The following is a 15,324-nucleotide window of genomic DNA, read 5'->3' on the forward strand; positions in this document are numbered from 1 at the left end:
GTCCCTCCTTCCCCTCACCCTCCCGGTGCCTCCCCCGTGGGAGGGGGAGGGGCGGGAAAAAAGAAAAGGGGAAGGCGGGGGGGAGGGGGCACCGCCCCCCCCCCCCCCCCCCCCCCCACCAGCGCGTCGGCGGCCCGGGAGAGCGCGGCCACCGCCCCCTGCGAACTTCCGGGCATGACCGACACGCCCGCCTCGCCCCGCAGCTCCACCTCGGCCCCGGCCGCCGCCGGCGGGGCCGTCAGGCTCAGGGTGAGGGAGCTGGACGCGCCGGTGGCGTGGTCGAGCACCAGATGAACGGTGTCCGCCGGACCGTGCGCCGCCGCCGCGACCCGCCGGACGTCGCCGAGGACCGGCAGCAGGACCGACAGGGCGTGCGGGCCGACGTCCCACAGCGCGCCCTTCTCCCGCCGCCACGGCGAGGCCGCGAACGGGCTGTCGCCCGTGAACACCGCCCCCAGCCAGTGGGCCCGCGCGGTGAACCAGCCCGTCTCGGCGGCCTGTTCCTCGACCCAGGCCTCCGTCTCCTTCTGGAAGCGCGTGGTGAAGAACACCACCGACGCCACCCCGGCCCGCTCCGCCGCCTCCACCACGGCCCGCCCCTCGGCGGCCGACACCGCCAGCGGCTTGTCCAGCAGCAGGTGGCGCCCGGCGCCGGCCGCGCGTACCGCCAACTCGGCCTGCACCGAAGGCGGCAGGGCCACCGCCACCGCGTCCACGCCGGCCAGCAGCGCGTCCACGTCGGCGTACGCCGCGACGCCGTAGCGCTCCGCCAGCTCCGCGGCGGCCTCCGGCCGGCGCCCCCACACCCCGGTGAACTCCAGGCCGGTGTGTTCCGCGAGGGCGGGAGCGTAGGTCGCCCGCGCCCACGGGCCCGTCCCCAGCAGTCCGATGCGCATGTCCCGTTTCCTTCCGACAGCCGTTCCCCGCCCCTTCAGGATGGTGCGCCGCGTCCGCCATCCGCACCCCCGGGGCCCCCTTCCGCCCGCCCCGCGAGCCAGCCGGCGATGGCGGCGGCGATCGGCTGGCCGGTGTCCATCTCCACGAACCCGAACTGGCCGGACTGGTTGCACTCCAGGAACCACCAGATCCCGTCCGCGTCCTCCGCGAAGTCGAAGGCGCCGTACGCCAGCTCCGCACCCGTCATGTACCGCAGTACGCCCTCGGCGACCCGCGGGGGCACGTCCGCGGGCAGCCAGGGGGAGACCGACGGCGCGAAACGGACGTCCACGTCGTCCGGATGGGCGTCCGGGTCGGCGGGCTTGCGGGCCGCGAGCAGCGTGCGGCCGACGACGGTGAGCCGGATGTCGGCCCGTTTGGCGATCCGCCGTTGCAGCAGGGTCGGGCCGTAGGCCACCGCGGTGAAGTCGGTGTCCGGCGCGATGCGGCTGGTCGGCACGGACCGGGGCGGCTCCTGCGGATGCGCCCCGGAGACCGGCTTGACCACCAGATCCGGGAAGCGCCGCGCGAACTCCCGCGCCGCCCGCGGGAACGTCGTGATGAGGGTGGCCGGCACCGCCAGCCCGCTGCGCTGGGCCAGGCCGAGCTGCCAGGGCTTGTGCCGGGCACGGCGGGCGGCGTCCGGATGGTTCATCCAGCGGGCGTCGCTGCACCGCAGCATGCCGTACAGCGCCTGCGAGGACTCCTCCGTCAGCCAGGCGGAGGGCTGCGCGGCGCGGGCGGCGGGTGTGCCCGGCCTGCGCACCCACACGGAGCGCAGACCGTCCATGCTCACCAGGCGCCCGCCGACGGACAGATGTCCCCGGCAGGCGCCCCGCACGTACTCGCCCGACAGCGCGACCCCGTTGGTCAGATCGGCGGGGTCGAGCCGGACGACGGGCACGCCGGCCTCGCCCAGCCGGAGGACCACCATGTCCGCCGTCACGTCTTCCTCACTGGTCAGGATGAGCACGGTCATCTGTGGGGGCCCGCGCCTCAGTCGTCGAAGTGCGTCTTGGAACCGGCGGTCGACGTCGTGGTTCCCAGAGCTCTCAGGGTCGCGTGGTCCATCGCGGCGATCCGCCCGTCCGGGAGGACGTTCACTTGCAGTCCGGAGTCGTACGCGTACGGAGTGGTGACGTCCAACTGCACAGCGGGGCGCGCGTAGTTGAGCGTGAACGGTTGCATGGTCTCTCCCTGATTAGGCTTTCACGTCCTTATACGAATCGAACGGGTGATTGGTTTCCTTACTCTCCGTGACCACGGCGCGGTGGAGCGCCGCGGACGCCTACCGCGCGAGCGCCTCCCGCGCCGCCGTCAGGGCCTGTTCGGCGTACCCGCGCCCGAACAGCACCGCGTGCACCAGCAGGGGGAAGAGCCGGTGCAGCCCCACCCGGTCCCGCCAGCCGTCCGCCAGGGGCGCCGCCTGCCGGTAACCGACGGATACCCGGTCCAGGTGCGGACAGCCGAACAACCCCAGCATCGCCAGGTCGGTCTCCCGGTGTCCCCCGTGCGCGGCCGGGTCGATCAGCCGGACCTCGCCGTCGGCCCCCCACAGGACATTGCCGTTCCACAGGTCGCCGTGCAGCCGGGCGGGCGGCTCGGGCGGACCCGCCAGCTCCGGCAGCCGCGCGCACACCCGCTCGAACACCACGGCCTCCGCCGGGCGGAGTGTGCCGCGGTCGACCGCGCCGCGCACATAGGGCAGCACGCGGTGCTCGGCGTACCAGGAGGGCCACTCGGCGCCCGGCGCGTTGCGCATGGGGGCCAGGCCGATGCGGGCGTCCTCGGGACCGCCGGGCGGCGCCGCCCCGAAGCAGGGCGCCCCGGCCGCGTGCAGCGCGGCGAGGGCCTGGCCGAAACGGAGCGCCGCCTTCGGGCCGGGCGGCCCGGCCGGCACCCGCTCGGTCACCATCCAGTGGTCGTCGTGCCCCAGCACCGCCGGCAGACGGACCGCGTCCGCGGCGGCCAGCCAGCGCAGCCCCGCGACCTCCGCGCGCACCGCCCCGGGGCCGTCGCCCCGCTTCACCATCACCGCCGTCCCGTCGTCGAGCAGCACCTCGACGGGTGAGCCGGACGCCGGCCGCCTCCCGGTGACGGGGCGCCCGGTGAGCCGGGCCGCCACCTGCCCTGGATCCTCTTCACGGTTGGCCACGGCCCCAGGGTACGGCCCCCAACAAGGGTGCCTCGCTGGGCAGTTCAACCATTGATACGACTGTTGCCAGCCAAACGGATGAGGTCAGCGGCCAGGAATTCCGGAGAGGCCGCCGGTGGCCGGGTGGCCTCGGTGACCGGCGGGGAACGCCCCCCGGGTGAGCCCCACCGGATTCGCGGCCGGCAGCAGCCCCGACTCCCGGACCGCGCGGGCCGGCGGCTCCAGGAGCGCGGCCAGGCGCTCGGTGCGCCCGGCGCCCAGCGCGGTCCACGGCCGTTCGGCCGCCGCGTCGGTCAGCGCCTCCGTCCGCGCGCGCAGCGCCGCGCCCGCGGGCGTGAGCGAGCCGTCCGCCGCCAGCCGGCCCTCCGCGCGCAGCCGCTCCCCGGCCGCCGCCCACTCCTCCCGCGACCACTTCCGCGTCTCGCGCAGGAAGTCGCCGTCGGACTCGCCGGCCGCCGCCTTGAGCACCATGGCCTCCACCGGTCCGAGCCCGAGGCCGACCAGCACCGCCACATGGGAGTCGCCCCGGTGCTCACGCAGGGTCGTCAGGGCCTGCCACAGCCGGGCGGCGGGCCGCTCCGGGCGGTCGAGCGCCTGGTTGGCGGCGGCCAGCACCCTGCCCGTGGTGTCCGCCGCCGCGGCGGCCTCCCAGGCGAGGTCCGCGGCCTCCGTGAAGGCGGCGGAGCCGACGGTGTCGGCGCCGAACAGCCGGGTCATCGCCGCGTCCACCGCCTCCAGGCGGGCCGCCAGCACCTGCGCCGGGGCCGCGTACGCCCAGGCGTCCGGCAGGGCCCGGGCCACCCGCGAGGGGTGGAAGACGTAGAAACAGCTCGTCACCACGGACGGGGGCACCGCGCCGAGCGGGGCGGCGCGCAGCGCGAAGTACCCCATCCAGAACCCGCGCAGCCCGAGGGCGTCCGCCGCCCGGTGCGCCTCCGGCGCGAAGTACACGAGGTCGTGCACCGGCTCGTAGCGCTCCCACAGGGCGCGCGCCCTTCCGTCCGCCACCGCTTCCTCCCGCCGCGTCGCTCCCGCCGGCCGCCGGCCGCCGTACGACCGTTGCCGTACGACCGTGCTGCCGTGCCGTCGGCACCAGCCTGCGTTATGACGGCGGTCATAACAAGGGGTCCGGCGTCACCCGTCGCCGATTGACCCGTACGAGGGGCTGGGAAGGGGGCGCGCTGGGGCAGACGGGTGGCGTGGTGACCCGGCTGGGCGGCCCGGATGGTGTGGGCCGGGGGCCTCGCTGACGGTGGTTCATGTCGGGACCGGGTCCATCCAGCTGATGAGGTATCCGCTGCCCGGTCACGGCGGAAGGACACCACTATGCGCTCTGCCCGCATGCTCCTGGCGACGGCGGCCGCCACGGCCGCCCTCGGCTTCGCGACGCCCGGAGCCGCGTTCGCCGTTCCGGCCGAACACGACAGCGGTCGTGACGACTCCTCGTACAGCAGGGAGCACGACAGCGAATCCGACCGTGACGAGGGATCCGGCAGCGACGAGAACAGCAACAGCGACGAGAGCAGCGACAACAACAGCGACAAGGACAGCGACAAGGACAACGACTACGGGAACAAGCGCGGCGGCGGAGGGGGACACGACGGACCGCGCGGCGGAATCCACACGGGTGGCGGAGCCCTCGCCGCGGTGCGCAGCGGCGACTGGGGATCGGGCGACGACGACAGCACATTCGACTCCGAGAGCTACCGCGGCAAGGGCGGGGACGAAGACGAGGAGAAGGGCGGCAAGGAGGAGAAGGGCGGCGGCAAGGGCGAGAAGGGAGGGCGGAGCGGCAAGAGCGAGTGGGGCGAGGACGACGAGCACGACAAGCCGCGCGGCGGCATGCACACCGGCGGCGGCGCGCTCGCCACGCCCGGTGTCACCGCGGGCGGCCTCGCCGTCCTGGCCGTGGCCGCCACCGGCGCGTACACCCTGCGCCGCAAGAAGGCCGCCGGTCCGGCGGCCTGACGGGCCGCCCGCCGTGCGGCAGGGGCAGCGGACACCGCCGGCACACCGTCCGGCCCGGCGGCCCGCGCCCCCCGCACCGCGCCCGGGCCGCGACCGGCTTCCGCGCTCGGGCCGTGACCGGCTTCGGCGTCTGGATCGCTGCGAGGGGCTTCCGTGCCGGGGCTGCCATCGGCTTCCGTGCTCGGGTCGTGACCGGCTCCGGCGTCCGGGTCGCTGCGAGGGGCTTCCGTGCTTGGGCCGTGACCGGCTTCCGCGCCCGGGTCGCCGCGACGGGCTCCCGCGCCCGGGTCGCCACCGCCTCCCGCCCCCGCGCCGCCGCCATCGCCTCCCGTGTCCCGGGTCGGCAGCGCCCTCCGCGTTCGGGCCGCCACCGGAGCCCGTGTCCGGATCGCTACCAGCTGCCGCGTCCGGGGCACCGCCACCGGCTCCCGCCTCCCGGGTTGTCACCGGCTCCCGCGCCCGGGCCCCCGTCACCGGTCCCGTGCCCGGAGTGCCGTCGCCTGCCCCCGTGCGCGGTCCTCGCGCGTTTCCTTCCTGGCTCGATCCCCGTGCTGCCGTGTCCGAGTGAGGTGGTGTCCGATGGCAGCAGATTCCTCCGCGCCCCCCGCGGCGCCGGCGGACGACCGGCCCGCCGGCCACGGCGGGCGGCTGACGCTGTGGGGTGTGGCGGCGGTCTTCCTCGCCGTCAGCCTGTTCGGCGGCCACCGGCCGGCCGGTGAGCCCGCGCCGCACCGGGTCCCGGGCGCCGGCGCCGCCGCCTCGGCCGGTCCCGGCCGGCCGGACGAGGCGCTGCCCCGGTCGTCACCGACCCGGCTGCGCATCCCGGAGATCTCCGTGGACGCCCCCTTCACCACCCTGGCCCTCGGCCCCTCGGGTCAGCTCCAGCCCCCGCCCGCTGCCGACACCAACCTCGTCGGCTGGTACGCCGACGGGGTCTCGCCCGGTGAGCGGGGCACCGCGATCATCGCCGGGCACGTCGACACGGTCACCTCGGCGGCCGTCTTCGCCGACCTGGGCCGGCTGGAGCCCGGCGACCGGTTCTCCGTGGAGCGGGCCGACGGGCGTACGGCGGAGTTCGTCGTGGACAGCGCCGAGACCTTCGCCAAGGACGACTTCCCCAGCGAGCGGGTGTACGCGGACGCCGACCGTCCCGAGGCCCGGCTCATCACCTGCGCCGGGGACTACGACCGCTCGGTGCGCGACTACACCGACAACCTGGTCGTCTTCGCCCATCTGGTGTGAGCCCCCGGGGCCGCCGCGGGCGGGCGCCCGAGGTCTCCGGCCGGGGGGGCGGCGCACCGGGTTTTGCCCAGGCGGCGGGACGGGGCTTCGGTCAGGTGGCCGCGCGCGCGGTGAACGGGCCGTCCGGGGCGAACGCCAGGGCCGCGAACCGTTCGCCGATCCGGTGGTGGCCGGCCGGGTCCGGGTGCAGGCCGTCGGGCAGCGGCAGCTCGGCGAAGTCGGCCTCGCCGTACAGCTCCCGGCCGTCCAGGTAGTGCAGCCGGGGGTCCTCGGCGGCCCGCTCGCGCACGATCCGGGCCAGCTCCTCCCGGACGACGCCCAGGGTGAGCTTGCCTGCCGCGCGCTCGGCGGGATCCCCGGTGGCCCGGAACCGCAACCGCCCCTCGCCCAGGGCCGCCGGGTCCATGGCGGTGGGTCCGGGCGTGTCCTCGTGCATGGGGCACAGGACCGGGGAGACGACGAGCAGCGGGGTGTCGGGGTGGCCCTCGCGGACGGTGTCGAGGAAGCCGTGCACGGCGGGGCCGAAGGCACGCAGCCGCATCAGATCGGTGTTGACCACGTTGATCCCGAGCTTGACGCTGATCAGGTCGGCGGGCGTGTCGCGCAGCGCGCGGGCGGTGAACGGGTCGAGCAGCGCGCTGCCGCCCAGCCCGAGGTTGATCAGCTCCACTCCGCCGAGGGACGCGGCGAGCGCGGGCCAGGTGGTGGTGGGGCTCGCCGCGTCGGAACCGTGGCTGAGGGAGCTGCCGTGGTGCAGCCACACCCGGCGGCCCCGGTCCGGCACGGGTTCCACGGGGGCGTCGGCGCGCAGCGCGACGAGTTCGGTCCGCTCGTTGTGCGGCAGCCAGATCTCCACGTCCTTGACGGTGTCCGGCAGACCCGCGAAACGCACGGTGCCGACGGGGCCGGGCCGGTGCTCGGCCGAGCCGGTGGCCAGGTCGACGGTGAGCGTGTCGCCGTCGGCGAGGGTGGCGCTGCCGGCCGGGCGGCCGTCCACGAGCAGGTCGTAGACGCCGTCCGGGCGGGGCGGTGCGCCGGGGTAGACGCGCTTGGTCGGCACGGCGTCCAGTTCGACGGCGGTGGCGCGGGTGCGCAGGGCCAGGCGTACGCCGGAGGGCTGGGACTCGGCCAGCGCCAGCTGCGGGTCGGCGCACTGGGCGCGGGCCCGGGCGGGCAGCCGGTGCGGCAGCAATCCGCGCCCGGTCTCCTCCAGTTCGAGGGCGCCGCGGATCAGGCCGGGGGTCAGGGGAATGGTGTGCATCGTGTCTGCCAGGGGTCTCAGGGGCGGGCGGGCCAGGTGCGCAGCAGGGAGTCGAGGGCGTCCAGGATCCGGGCCCAGGACTCCTCGGAGCCGGGGGCGCTGTGGTCGAAGCCGCCGGCCGTCTCCAGGCTGACGTAGCCGTGGAAGACGCTGCCGAGGAGGCGTACGGCGTGGGTCTGGTCCGGCTCCGGCAGGTCGTAGCCGCGCAGGATGGCCCGGGTGAGCTGGGCGATCCGGACGCCGGCGCTGCCGGCCGCCGTCGCGGGGACCAGCGGGTGGCGGGCCGCCGTGTAGCGGCCGGGGTGGGCGCGGGCGTAGTCCCGGCAGACGTTCGCGAAGGCGGCGAGGGCGTCCTTGCCGGACCGGCCGGCCAGCGCCTCGGCGGCCCGGTCGGCCATCTCCTCCAGGGCGAGCAGCGCGATCCGCGTCTTCAGGTCCTGGGAGTTGCGCAGGTGCGAGTACAGGCTCGCGACCTTGACGTCGAACCGCCGGGCCAGCGCCGAGACCGTGACCTGCTCGAAGCCGACCTCGTCGGCCAGTTCCGCCCCGGCCCGGACCAGGCGTTCGGTGGTCAGACCCGCACGCGCCATCATCGTCTCTCCTGTCTGTCGGAGACGATTATGGAACTTCCTAAAGGCTTTAGGCAAACAGGATCATCGATTAGGTGGCCGCGCCGCTCCAGCCCATCGGCGGGCGCGACCGGCCTCCCCGGAGCCGCCGGACACCCACTTTTTTGTGGGTACTTGGCAGCCCCGGCCGTCCGGGAGAGGCTGTTTCCCGAGGTCAGGGGCTGCCGGGAGAACAGAGGGGAGGCGACGGCCGCAGGCGCCTCAGGACGCCGCCTCGCTCGCGCGGAGCCGGTCCAGGCGGAGGTGGCCCCACTCGGCCAGGGGGCCGAGGGCCTCGGCCAGGTCGCGGCCGAACGCGGTCAGCGAGTACACGGTCTTCGGCGGCAGCACGTCGTGCACCTCCCGGTGCACCAGGCCGTCCTGCTCCATCTCGCGCAGCGCCTGGGTCAGCACCTTCTCGCTCAGCCCGGCCAGCCGGCGGCGCAGTTCGCCGGGCCGGTGCGGGCCGGACTCCAGCATCCACAGCAGTGACGTCTTCCACTTGCCGTCGATCACGGCGATCGCGGCGGTCACTCCGCAGACGTCCGGGTCCTGGGCGCGGCTACGCGTCATTCGTCGTCCTCTTCGTCCTGTCCCCGCGGCCCGTCCGGCCGCTCATGCCCCATGGCCCAACACGATCACCACTTACGGGAGCTGCAACATGTCGACAACCGCGAATCTTCCTGCCGTCACCGTGCTCGGCCTCGGTCCGATGGGCCGCTCGCTGGCGGGCGCGTTCCTCGGGGCCGGCCTGCGGACCACGGTCTGGAACCGCACGCCGGGCAAGGCCCGGGACCTGGCCGAGCGGGGCGCGATCACCGCGAAGACGGCGGAACAGGCGGTTTCCGCCTCGGAGCTGACGGTCGTCTGCGTGGTGGACTACGACGCCTCCGACGCGATCCTGCGCGACGAGGGGGTCACCCGCGCGCTGAAGGGCCGGACCGTCGTCAGCCTGACCGCCGACACCCCGGACCGCGCCCGGGACACCGCCGAGTGGGCGGCCGCCCACGGCATCGGCTACCTGGACGGCGCCATCATGACGCCGGCCCCCAGCATCGGCACCCCGGAGGCCGTCTTCCTGCACAGCGGACCGCGTGACCTGTACGAGCGGCACCTGCCGGTGCTGGAGGCGCTCGGCGGGACGCACACCCACCTGGGGGAGGAGACCGGGCGAGCGGCCACCTTCGACATCGCGCTGCTCGACGTCTTCTGGACCGCGATGGCGGGCTACGCGCACGCCGTGGCGATCGCCCGGGCGGAGGGCGTCACCGCCGGGGAACTGGCCCCGTTCGCCCAGGGCATCGCGGCGATCCTGCCGCCCCTGTTCGAGGAGTTCGCGCGGGACGCCGACGACGGCACCTACTCCGGCGCGATCAACCCCGTCACCTCGGCCGTCTCCACCATGTCCCACGTCGTCGCGGTCTCCGAGTCCCACGGCATCGACGCGGGTGTGATGCGCTCGGTGGAGGGCCTGGCCCGCCGCGTCGTCGGCCTCGGGCACGGGGAGGACGGGTTCATGCGGGTGGCGGAGATGCTGGGACGGCGCTGAACCGGGCGGGCGCGGCCGGCCGGGGCGCGAAGGGGGCTCAGGGCCCGGCCCCGCACGGCCCCGGCCGCGCTCCACGACCTGCCGATCCCGGCCGGCCCCCGCACCACGGGCGTGACGGCGCCGGTCGCATGTCCCCCCGGCACCCCGGCGGACCTGCGACTTGTGCCGCGCGGTACGCCATGGAACGCTTCGGTCCGCCGGCCGCCACCGCGCCCGGTCCGGCGGTGCGCGGACCACGGGCCGTGCGCACACTTCGGCCGGAGCACACGCACACGGCCGGGCCCGGGCCCCGGGCGCCGCCCGGCCCCGCAGCCGGGCCGGCCGCAGGAGACGAACGGGGGAAGCGGACCGATGGAGCTGGAACTGCGGCACCTGCGGGTGGTGTGCGCGATCGCCGACGCCGGCAGCGTGGGGCGGGCCGCCGCGCAGCTGGGGTACTCGCAGCCCGCCGTGAGCACCCAGCTCCGCCGCATCGAACGGCATCTGGGCGAGCCCCTCTTCGAGCGCGGGCCGGGCGGGGTGCGGCCCACGCGGTACGGCGCCGAGGTCGTCGAGCAGGCCCGGGACGTGCTCGCCCGGGCCGCCGCGATCGGGCACCGGCCGGCCGCCGCCCGCCCCCGCCGCACCCTGCGCGTGGCCGCGACCAACTCGCCGATGCTGTCCGGCACGGTCTCCCGCATCCGCGCCCGGCTGCCGGAACTGACCCTCGGCGTCACCAGCGTCTACGCCTCCTCGCGGATCGTGGAACTGCTGGAGGACGGCGCGGTGGACGCCGCCATCGCCGCCGACTACCCGGGCATGGAGCTACGGCACTCGGCCGCCGTCCGGCACCGCGGGATCGTCACCGAGCCCACCTTCGTCGCCCTGCCCGCCCGGCACCGGCTGCGGCCGAGCCCCCAGGTGCGGCTGGCCGACCTCGCCGAGGACCCCTGGTTCGTGACCCCCGACGACGGCGCCGGCTGGCCGGGAGTGTTCTTCGACGCCTGCGCGGCGGCCGGGTTCACGCCGCGCACCGTGCACGAGTGGCTCGGCGACCAGACCCAGCTGCAGAGCATGATCGCCGACGGGCTCGGGGTGTCCCTGGTGCAGCCGACGCTGCGGCCGATCCCGCACGTCGTGGTCAAGCCGCTGGAGGGCGCCCCGCTGTGGTGCCGGTACGTGCTGGCCTGGCGGCCGGACACCGTCACCGACGACCTCGTGGAGACCGTCGTCCGCTCCGCCACGGACGCCTACCGCGACCTCGTCGCCCAGGCGCCCCACCTGCGCACCTGGGTCTCCCGCACCTGGAGCGCCGCCGGGACGCCGGGGGCGTAGGGGCGCAAGGGGCGCGCGCACCGCCGGGACACGGCCGTCCCCCTCCGCCGGGCCCCGGCGCGAGCGGCCCCGGCCGCGGGGAGCCCGTACTGCGCCGACCGGCGGTACCCGCGTGCCGCGCGTGGTTCCCGTGGCCACCGGCAGGTGGTAGACACGGCGGGGTCACGGTTCCTGTCCGCCAGCAGGAAGGTCACTGCCGTATGTCTGCAACACGCCGTCAGGTCCTGTCCGCAGCGAGTGCCCTGGGAGCGGGCATCGCCTTCACCGGGGCCCTGTCCGAGGTCTTCGCGGGTACGGCCGCCGCCCGGGGCATGGGCAGCACCGGCTACGGTCCGCTCGTTCCCGACCCGGACGGCCTGCTCGACCTGCCGAAGGGTTTCCGCTACACCGTGCTCTCCCGCGAGGGCGACCCGCTCCGCTCCGGGGAGGGCCGGGTGCCCTCCCACCACGACGGCATGGCCGCCTTCGCCGGCACGGGCGGCCGCACGCACCTCGTCCGCAACCACGAGAACCGGGCGAGCGCCGCGATCCCGGTGCCGGCCGTCGGCGGCCTCACCTACGACCCGGCGGGCAAGGGCGGCTGCACGGCCCTGACCCTCGACCGGCACCAGCGGGTGCTCGCCGAGCGGGTCGCCATCGCCGGTACGGCCGTCAACTGCGCGGGCGGGCCGACCCCTTGGGGCACCTGGCTGACCTGCGAGGAGACCGAGGACAAGGCCGGCACCAACGGGTACACCAAGGACCACGGCTTCGTCTTCGAGGTGCACCCCACCGACCCGCACCGCACCGGCGCGGTGCCGCTGACCGCGCTGGGCCGCTTCCAGCACGAGGCGGTCGCGATCGACCCGCGCCAGGGCGTCGTCTACGAGACGGAGGACGCCTTCGAAAGGCCCTTCGGCCTCTTCTACCGCCTCCTGCCGCACAAGCCGCTGGGCGGTGTCGGCTCGCTGCGCGCCGGCGGCCGGCTCCAGGCGATGCGGGTGCCGGGCGTACCGGACCTGTCGACGGTCCAGGAGACCGGGGCGCGTTTCGACGGCGTCGAGTGGGTGGACGTACCCGACCCGCTCGCCACCGCCACGCCGACCAGGTTCCAGGACTACGGCCCCGGCGGCATCACCCACGCGCAGAAGCTGGAGGGCTGTTACTGGGGCGGCGGCAGTGTGTACTTCGTGTCGTCCTTCGCGCGCGGCGCCGACGGCTCCGCGGCCGACCACTACGGCCAGGTCTGGCGCTACGACCCGGCGCGCCGCCGGCTGACCCTGGTCGTCGTGTTCGGCCCGGACACCGATGTACGGCTGCCCGGCGAGTCCCCGGACAACATCTGCCTCGCGCCCGGCGGCGGCCTGATGGTCTGCGAGGACGGCAACGGCGCCCAGCACGTCTTCGGCCTGACCCGCCGGGGCGAGGTGTACGCGCTGGCCCGGGGCCGGCAGAACATCGGGACGGAACAGAAGCCGGAGTGGGGCGAGTTCGCCGGGGTCACCTTCGCCCCCGGCGGGGAGACGATGTACGTCAACTGCTACACCCCCGGCACCACGTTCGCGGTGACCGGTCCCTGGCGGGGTTAGCCGCGCCGACCGCGGGGCGGGCCCCTCAGGCCAGGACCAGTACCAGGGGCACGCCCCGGCACGGCACCAGCCGCAGCCCGCCGTGCGTGCCGGGCCGGGCGGCGGCGAGCAGCGCGCCGAAGTCCGGGCCCCTGGTGAGGGAGCCGGCGAGATGGGCGGTGTCGGCGGAGGCGGCGACCCGGCCGCGCGCGTTCACCAGGTGGGCCGGGCGGGCGAGGCCGCGCAGCAGCGGGAGCACGGCCGCCTCGAAGTGCCGCAGATACACATCGGCCGCCGCCACCCCGGCGAAGTCGCCCCGCACCCGCACCGGTTCGGACACGGTGAGGCCGTACTCGTCGGAGCACAGGTAGTCCACGTACGGTCCGGCCACGGTCCGGCGCCCGGTGTCCCGGGGCAGCGCGAACCAGTCCCAGTGCGTGTAGTCGGAGTAGGCCGACCGGCCGGGGTCGAGATCGAGCAGCAGCGGGCGTACGGCACCGTCCGCGTCCGACTGCCACCACTCCAGCCAGGCCGGCGCGTCGGCCAGCAGCCCGGGCGCCGCGACGAAACCGGCACCGGAGACGATCGCCTCCCGGGCCAGCCGCGCGTGCAGTCCGGGGCGCAGGGCGGCGAGGTCGCGGCTGACGGGCCGGCGCCCCCCGGCGGCCACCTCGCGCAGCAGGGCCGTGGCGGCGGCGCGGGTGGCGGCGACCGTCTCGAAGACGGCCTCCAGCGCACCGCCCACCTGTGCGGCGACCCAGATCTCCGGTTCCGTGGCGACGGCGGCGAGCCGGGACCTGACGCCCATGGTTCCTCCAGCGGACGGCAACCGTCACACGGCGCGGTCAGAGGGTGAGGCGTACGGCGACGAGCCGCGCCGTCGACTCCGTGACGCACCGCTCGGCCAGCGTGCCGGCCGTTTCGTCGGCCCCATCCTGCACCGCGGCGACGAGGCGGCGGTGCCGGTCCGCAACTTCTTCACGATACGCGTCCTCGGCGAGGACGAGACAGGGCAGCGCGCCCACCTCGCCCTGCAGGGCGACCTGTTCGCGGGTGAGCCGCGCGGACTGGGCGGCGGCGGCGAGTTCGACGTGGAAGCGGCCGTACAGCCGGCCACGCGCCGCCGCGTCCGCGGCCCGCGCCAGCTCCCGCGCCGTACGGCGCAGCGGCTCAAGGTCGGCGGGTCCGGTGCGCCGGGCGGCGAGCCGGGCGGCGGCGCCGGTCAGGGCCGCCCAGTGGTCGCCGAGGTCGCGCAGCTCCTCGGTGCCCCAGCCGCGCAGCCGGTCCCTGAGCCGGTCGTCGGCCGGGACTTCGGGCAGCGCGACGAAGCTGCCGCCACCGCGGCCCCGCCGGGTGGTGACCAGGCCCCGCTGCCGCAGCGCCATGAGCGCCTCGCGCAGGGTGACCGTGGAGACGCCGAGCTGCGCGGCCAGTTCGCTCTCGCCGGGAAGCTGCTCCCCGTCGGCCAGGAGACCCAGCTCTATGGCGTCGCCGATGCGGCGGACGACCGCGTCGACCCGGGCCCGGCTGTCCACCGGGCTGAAGACGGCCCGGCGGGTCCCGCCGTCCGCGGCGCCGCCTGCTCCGTGCCGGTTCACGATCACCACCTCGCGCGTTGACTGAACCTTTACCCTAAGGCCCTCTTGAGCTGTGACCTATGACTTCATATGTTTGCGCTCAACGTTCAGCGCGCCAGAGAGGTTCCCGTATGGAGGGAATGGCGATCCGGCTGCAGGGCCTGCGGAAGTCGTTCGGCGAGACGGCCGCCGTGGCCGGCGTCGACCTGGAGATACGGGACGGCGAGTTCTTCTCGCTGCTCGGCCCGTCCGGCTCCGGGAAGACGACCCTGCTGCGGCTGATCGCCGGGTTCGAGACGCCCGACCAGGGCCGGATCGAACTCGCGGGACAGGAGGTCACCTCTCTGGCGCCGTTCGAGCGGGACGTGCACACCGTCTTCCAGGACTACGCGCTCTTCCCGCACATGACGGTCGAACAGAACGTCGCCTACGGGCTGCGGGTGCGAGGGGTGCCCAAGGCCGAACGGCTGGTCCGCGCCCGCAAGGCGCTCGCCGAGGTCCGCCTCGAAGGCTACGGACAGCGGCGGCCCGGCCGGCTCTCCGGCGGGCAGCGACAGCGCGTCGCGCTGGCCCGCGCGCTGGTCGGCCGCCCCCGCGTGCTGCTGCTGGACGAGCCGCTCGGCGCCCTGGACCTGAAGCTGCGCGAGCAGATGCGGGACGAACTCAAGGCGCTGCAGAGGGAGGTGGGCATCACCTTCCTCCTCGTCACCCACGACCAGGAGGAGGCCCTGACCCTCAGCGACCGGATCGCCGTCGTGGACCGGGGCCGGATCGCCCAGACCGGCACCCCCGCGGAGATCTACGAGCGCCCGGCGACCGCGTTCGTCGCCTCCTTCGTCGGCGTCTCCAACCTCCTGGACGGCGAGACGGCCCACCGGATCACCGGTTCCCCGGGCACCTGCAGCATCCGCCCGGAGAAGATCCGCGTGCTGAAGGAGTCCGCCGGACCGGACGAGCCGGACCACGCCACCGCCGCCGGCACCGTGGCCGAGGTCGTCTACCTCGGGGACGCCACCCGCTTCGTGGTCGACCTCGACGGCGGCGGCCGGCTCGCCGCGCTCCAGCAGAACCTGGAGACCTCCTCCGTGGACGTCGCCGCCTACCGCGGCGCCCGCGTGTGCCTGCGGTGGCACCGCGGGCACGTCGTCCGGCTCCCTTCCTGATCCC

The 15,324-nt window shown here is 75.4% G+C and carries 16 protein-coding genes; 6 read left to right on the forward strand and 10 right to left on the reverse strand.

The window, feature by feature from the left end:
- Positions 1-14: 14 nt before the first annotated feature.
- From ACZ63H_RS33030 to ACZ63H_RS33050, 5 genes are all read right to left on the reverse strand, one after another.
- Positions 15-896, reverse strand: a complete 882-nt coding sequence (locus ACZ63H_RS33030; protein WP_469871450.1) for a Gfo/Idh/MocA family protein — start codon at positions 894-896, stop codon at positions 15-17.
- Between the two features lie 35 nt (positions 897-931).
- Complete coding sequence (tgmB, locus tag ACZ63H_RS33035; RefSeq protein ID WP_469871452.1) at positions 932-1,915, reverse strand: ATP-grasp ribosomal peptide maturase; 984 nt, start codon at positions 1,913-1,915, stop codon at positions 932-934.
- Positions 1,916-1,932: 17 nt separating this feature from the next.
- On the reverse strand, positions 1,933-2,124 hold the full coding sequence (gene tgmA / locus ACZ63H_RS33040) for a putative ATP-grasp-modified RiPP (RefSeq protein WP_469871454.1): 192 nt from the start codon (positions 2,122-2,124) through the stop codon (positions 1,933-1,935).
- Between the two features lie 100 nt (positions 2,125-2,224).
- Complete coding sequence (locus tag ACZ63H_RS33045) at positions 2,225-3,061, reverse strand: fructosamine kinase family protein (protein WP_469871514.1); 837 nt, start codon at positions 3,059-3,061, stop codon at positions 2,225-2,227.
- A 114-nt stretch (positions 3,062-3,175) separates the two neighbouring features.
- Positions 3,176-4,099: an SCO6745 family protein gene (locus tag ACZ63H_RS33050; RefSeq protein ID WP_469871456.1), complete on the reverse strand. Its 924-nt coding sequence runs from the start codon at positions 4,097-4,099 to the stop codon at positions 3,176-3,178.
- Between the two features lie 318 nt (positions 4,100-4,417).
- Between ACZ63H_RS33050 and ACZ63H_RS33055 the strand changes: the two genes are divergently transcribed.
- Both ACZ63H_RS33055 and ACZ63H_RS33060 read left to right on the forward strand, forming a co-directional pair.
- The gene (locus tag ACZ63H_RS33055; protein ID WP_469871458.1) at positions 4,418-5,059 is read left to right on the forward strand and encodes a hypothetical protein; all 642 of its coding nucleotides are present in this window, start codon (positions 4,418-4,420) and stop codon (positions 5,057-5,059) included.
- Between the two features lie 579 nt (positions 5,060-5,638).
- Positions 5,639-6,301 carry a class F sortase gene (locus ACZ63H_RS33060; RefSeq protein WP_469871460.1) on the forward strand — a complete coding sequence of 221 codons (663 nt, stop codon included), beginning with the start codon at positions 5,639-5,641 and terminating at the stop codon, positions 6,299-6,301.
- 91 nt (positions 6,302-6,392) lie between these two features.
- Here ACZ63H_RS33060 and ACZ63H_RS33065 read toward each other — a convergent pair whose 3' ends face one another.
- The 3 genes from ACZ63H_RS33065 to ACZ63H_RS33075 all read right to left on the reverse strand — a co-directional run bounded on the left by ACZ63H_RS33065 (position 6,393) and on the right by ACZ63H_RS33075 (position 8,743).
- Positions 6,393-7,562, reverse strand: a complete 1,170-nt coding sequence (locus tag ACZ63H_RS33065; RefSeq protein WP_469871462.1) for a GDSL-type esterase/lipase family protein — start codon at positions 7,560-7,562, stop codon at positions 6,393-6,395.
- 17 nt (positions 7,563-7,579) lie between these two features.
- The gene (locus tag ACZ63H_RS33070) at positions 7,580-8,152 is read right to left on the reverse strand and encodes a TetR/AcrR family transcriptional regulator (RefSeq protein WP_469871516.1); all 573 of its coding nucleotides are present in this window, start codon (positions 8,150-8,152) and stop codon (positions 7,580-7,582) included.
- 240 nt (positions 8,153-8,392) lie between these two features.
- Complete coding sequence (locus ACZ63H_RS33075) at positions 8,393-8,743, reverse strand: winged helix-turn-helix transcriptional regulator (protein ID WP_467942521.1); 351 nt, start codon at positions 8,741-8,743, stop codon at positions 8,393-8,395.
- 88 nt (positions 8,744-8,831) lie between these two features.
- Between ACZ63H_RS33075 and ACZ63H_RS33080 the strand changes: the two genes are divergently transcribed.
- The 3 genes from ACZ63H_RS33080 to ACZ63H_RS33090 all read left to right on the forward strand — a co-directional run bounded on the left by ACZ63H_RS33080 (position 8,832) and on the right by ACZ63H_RS33090 (position 12,601).
- On the forward strand, positions 8,832-9,719 hold the full coding sequence (locus tag ACZ63H_RS33080) for an NAD(P)-dependent oxidoreductase (protein WP_469871464.1): 888 nt from the start codon (positions 8,832-8,834) through the stop codon (positions 9,717-9,719).
- Between the two features lie 351 nt (positions 9,720-10,070).
- Complete coding sequence (locus tag ACZ63H_RS33085; protein WP_469871465.1) at positions 10,071-11,033, forward strand: LysR family transcriptional regulator; 963 nt, start codon at positions 10,071-10,073, stop codon at positions 11,031-11,033.
- A 200-nt stretch (positions 11,034-11,233) separates the two neighbouring features.
- Positions 11,234-12,601, forward strand: a complete 1,368-nt coding sequence (locus tag ACZ63H_RS33090; protein WP_469871467.1) for an alkaline phosphatase PhoX — start codon at positions 11,234-11,236, stop codon at positions 12,599-12,601.
- A 25-nt stretch (positions 12,602-12,626) separates the two neighbouring features.
- Here ACZ63H_RS33090 and ACZ63H_RS33095 read toward each other — a convergent pair whose 3' ends face one another.
- Both ACZ63H_RS33095 and ACZ63H_RS33100 read right to left on the reverse strand, forming a co-directional pair.
- Complete coding sequence (locus tag ACZ63H_RS33095) at positions 12,627-13,388, reverse strand: cache domain-containing protein (RefSeq protein ID WP_469871469.1); 762 nt, start codon at positions 13,386-13,388, stop codon at positions 12,627-12,629.
- Between the two features lie 37 nt (positions 13,389-13,425).
- Entirely contained in the window at positions 13,426-14,178 is a 753-nt protein-coding gene (locus ACZ63H_RS33100; RefSeq protein ID WP_469871471.1) for a FadR/GntR family transcriptional regulator, read from the reverse strand.
- 110 nt (positions 14,179-14,288) lie between these two features.
- Between ACZ63H_RS33100 and ACZ63H_RS33105 the strand changes: the two genes are divergently transcribed.
- Positions 14,289-15,320 (forward strand): ABC transporter ATP-binding protein, encoded by a 1,032-nt coding sequence (locus ACZ63H_RS33105; RefSeq protein ID WP_469871473.1) that lies wholly within the window; start codon positions 14,289-14,291, stop codon positions 15,318-15,320.
- The last annotated feature ends 4 nt before the right edge of the window (positions 15,321-15,324 follow it).

The sequence above is a fragment of the Streptomyces sp. NPDC104831 genome (assembly GCF_055583025.1).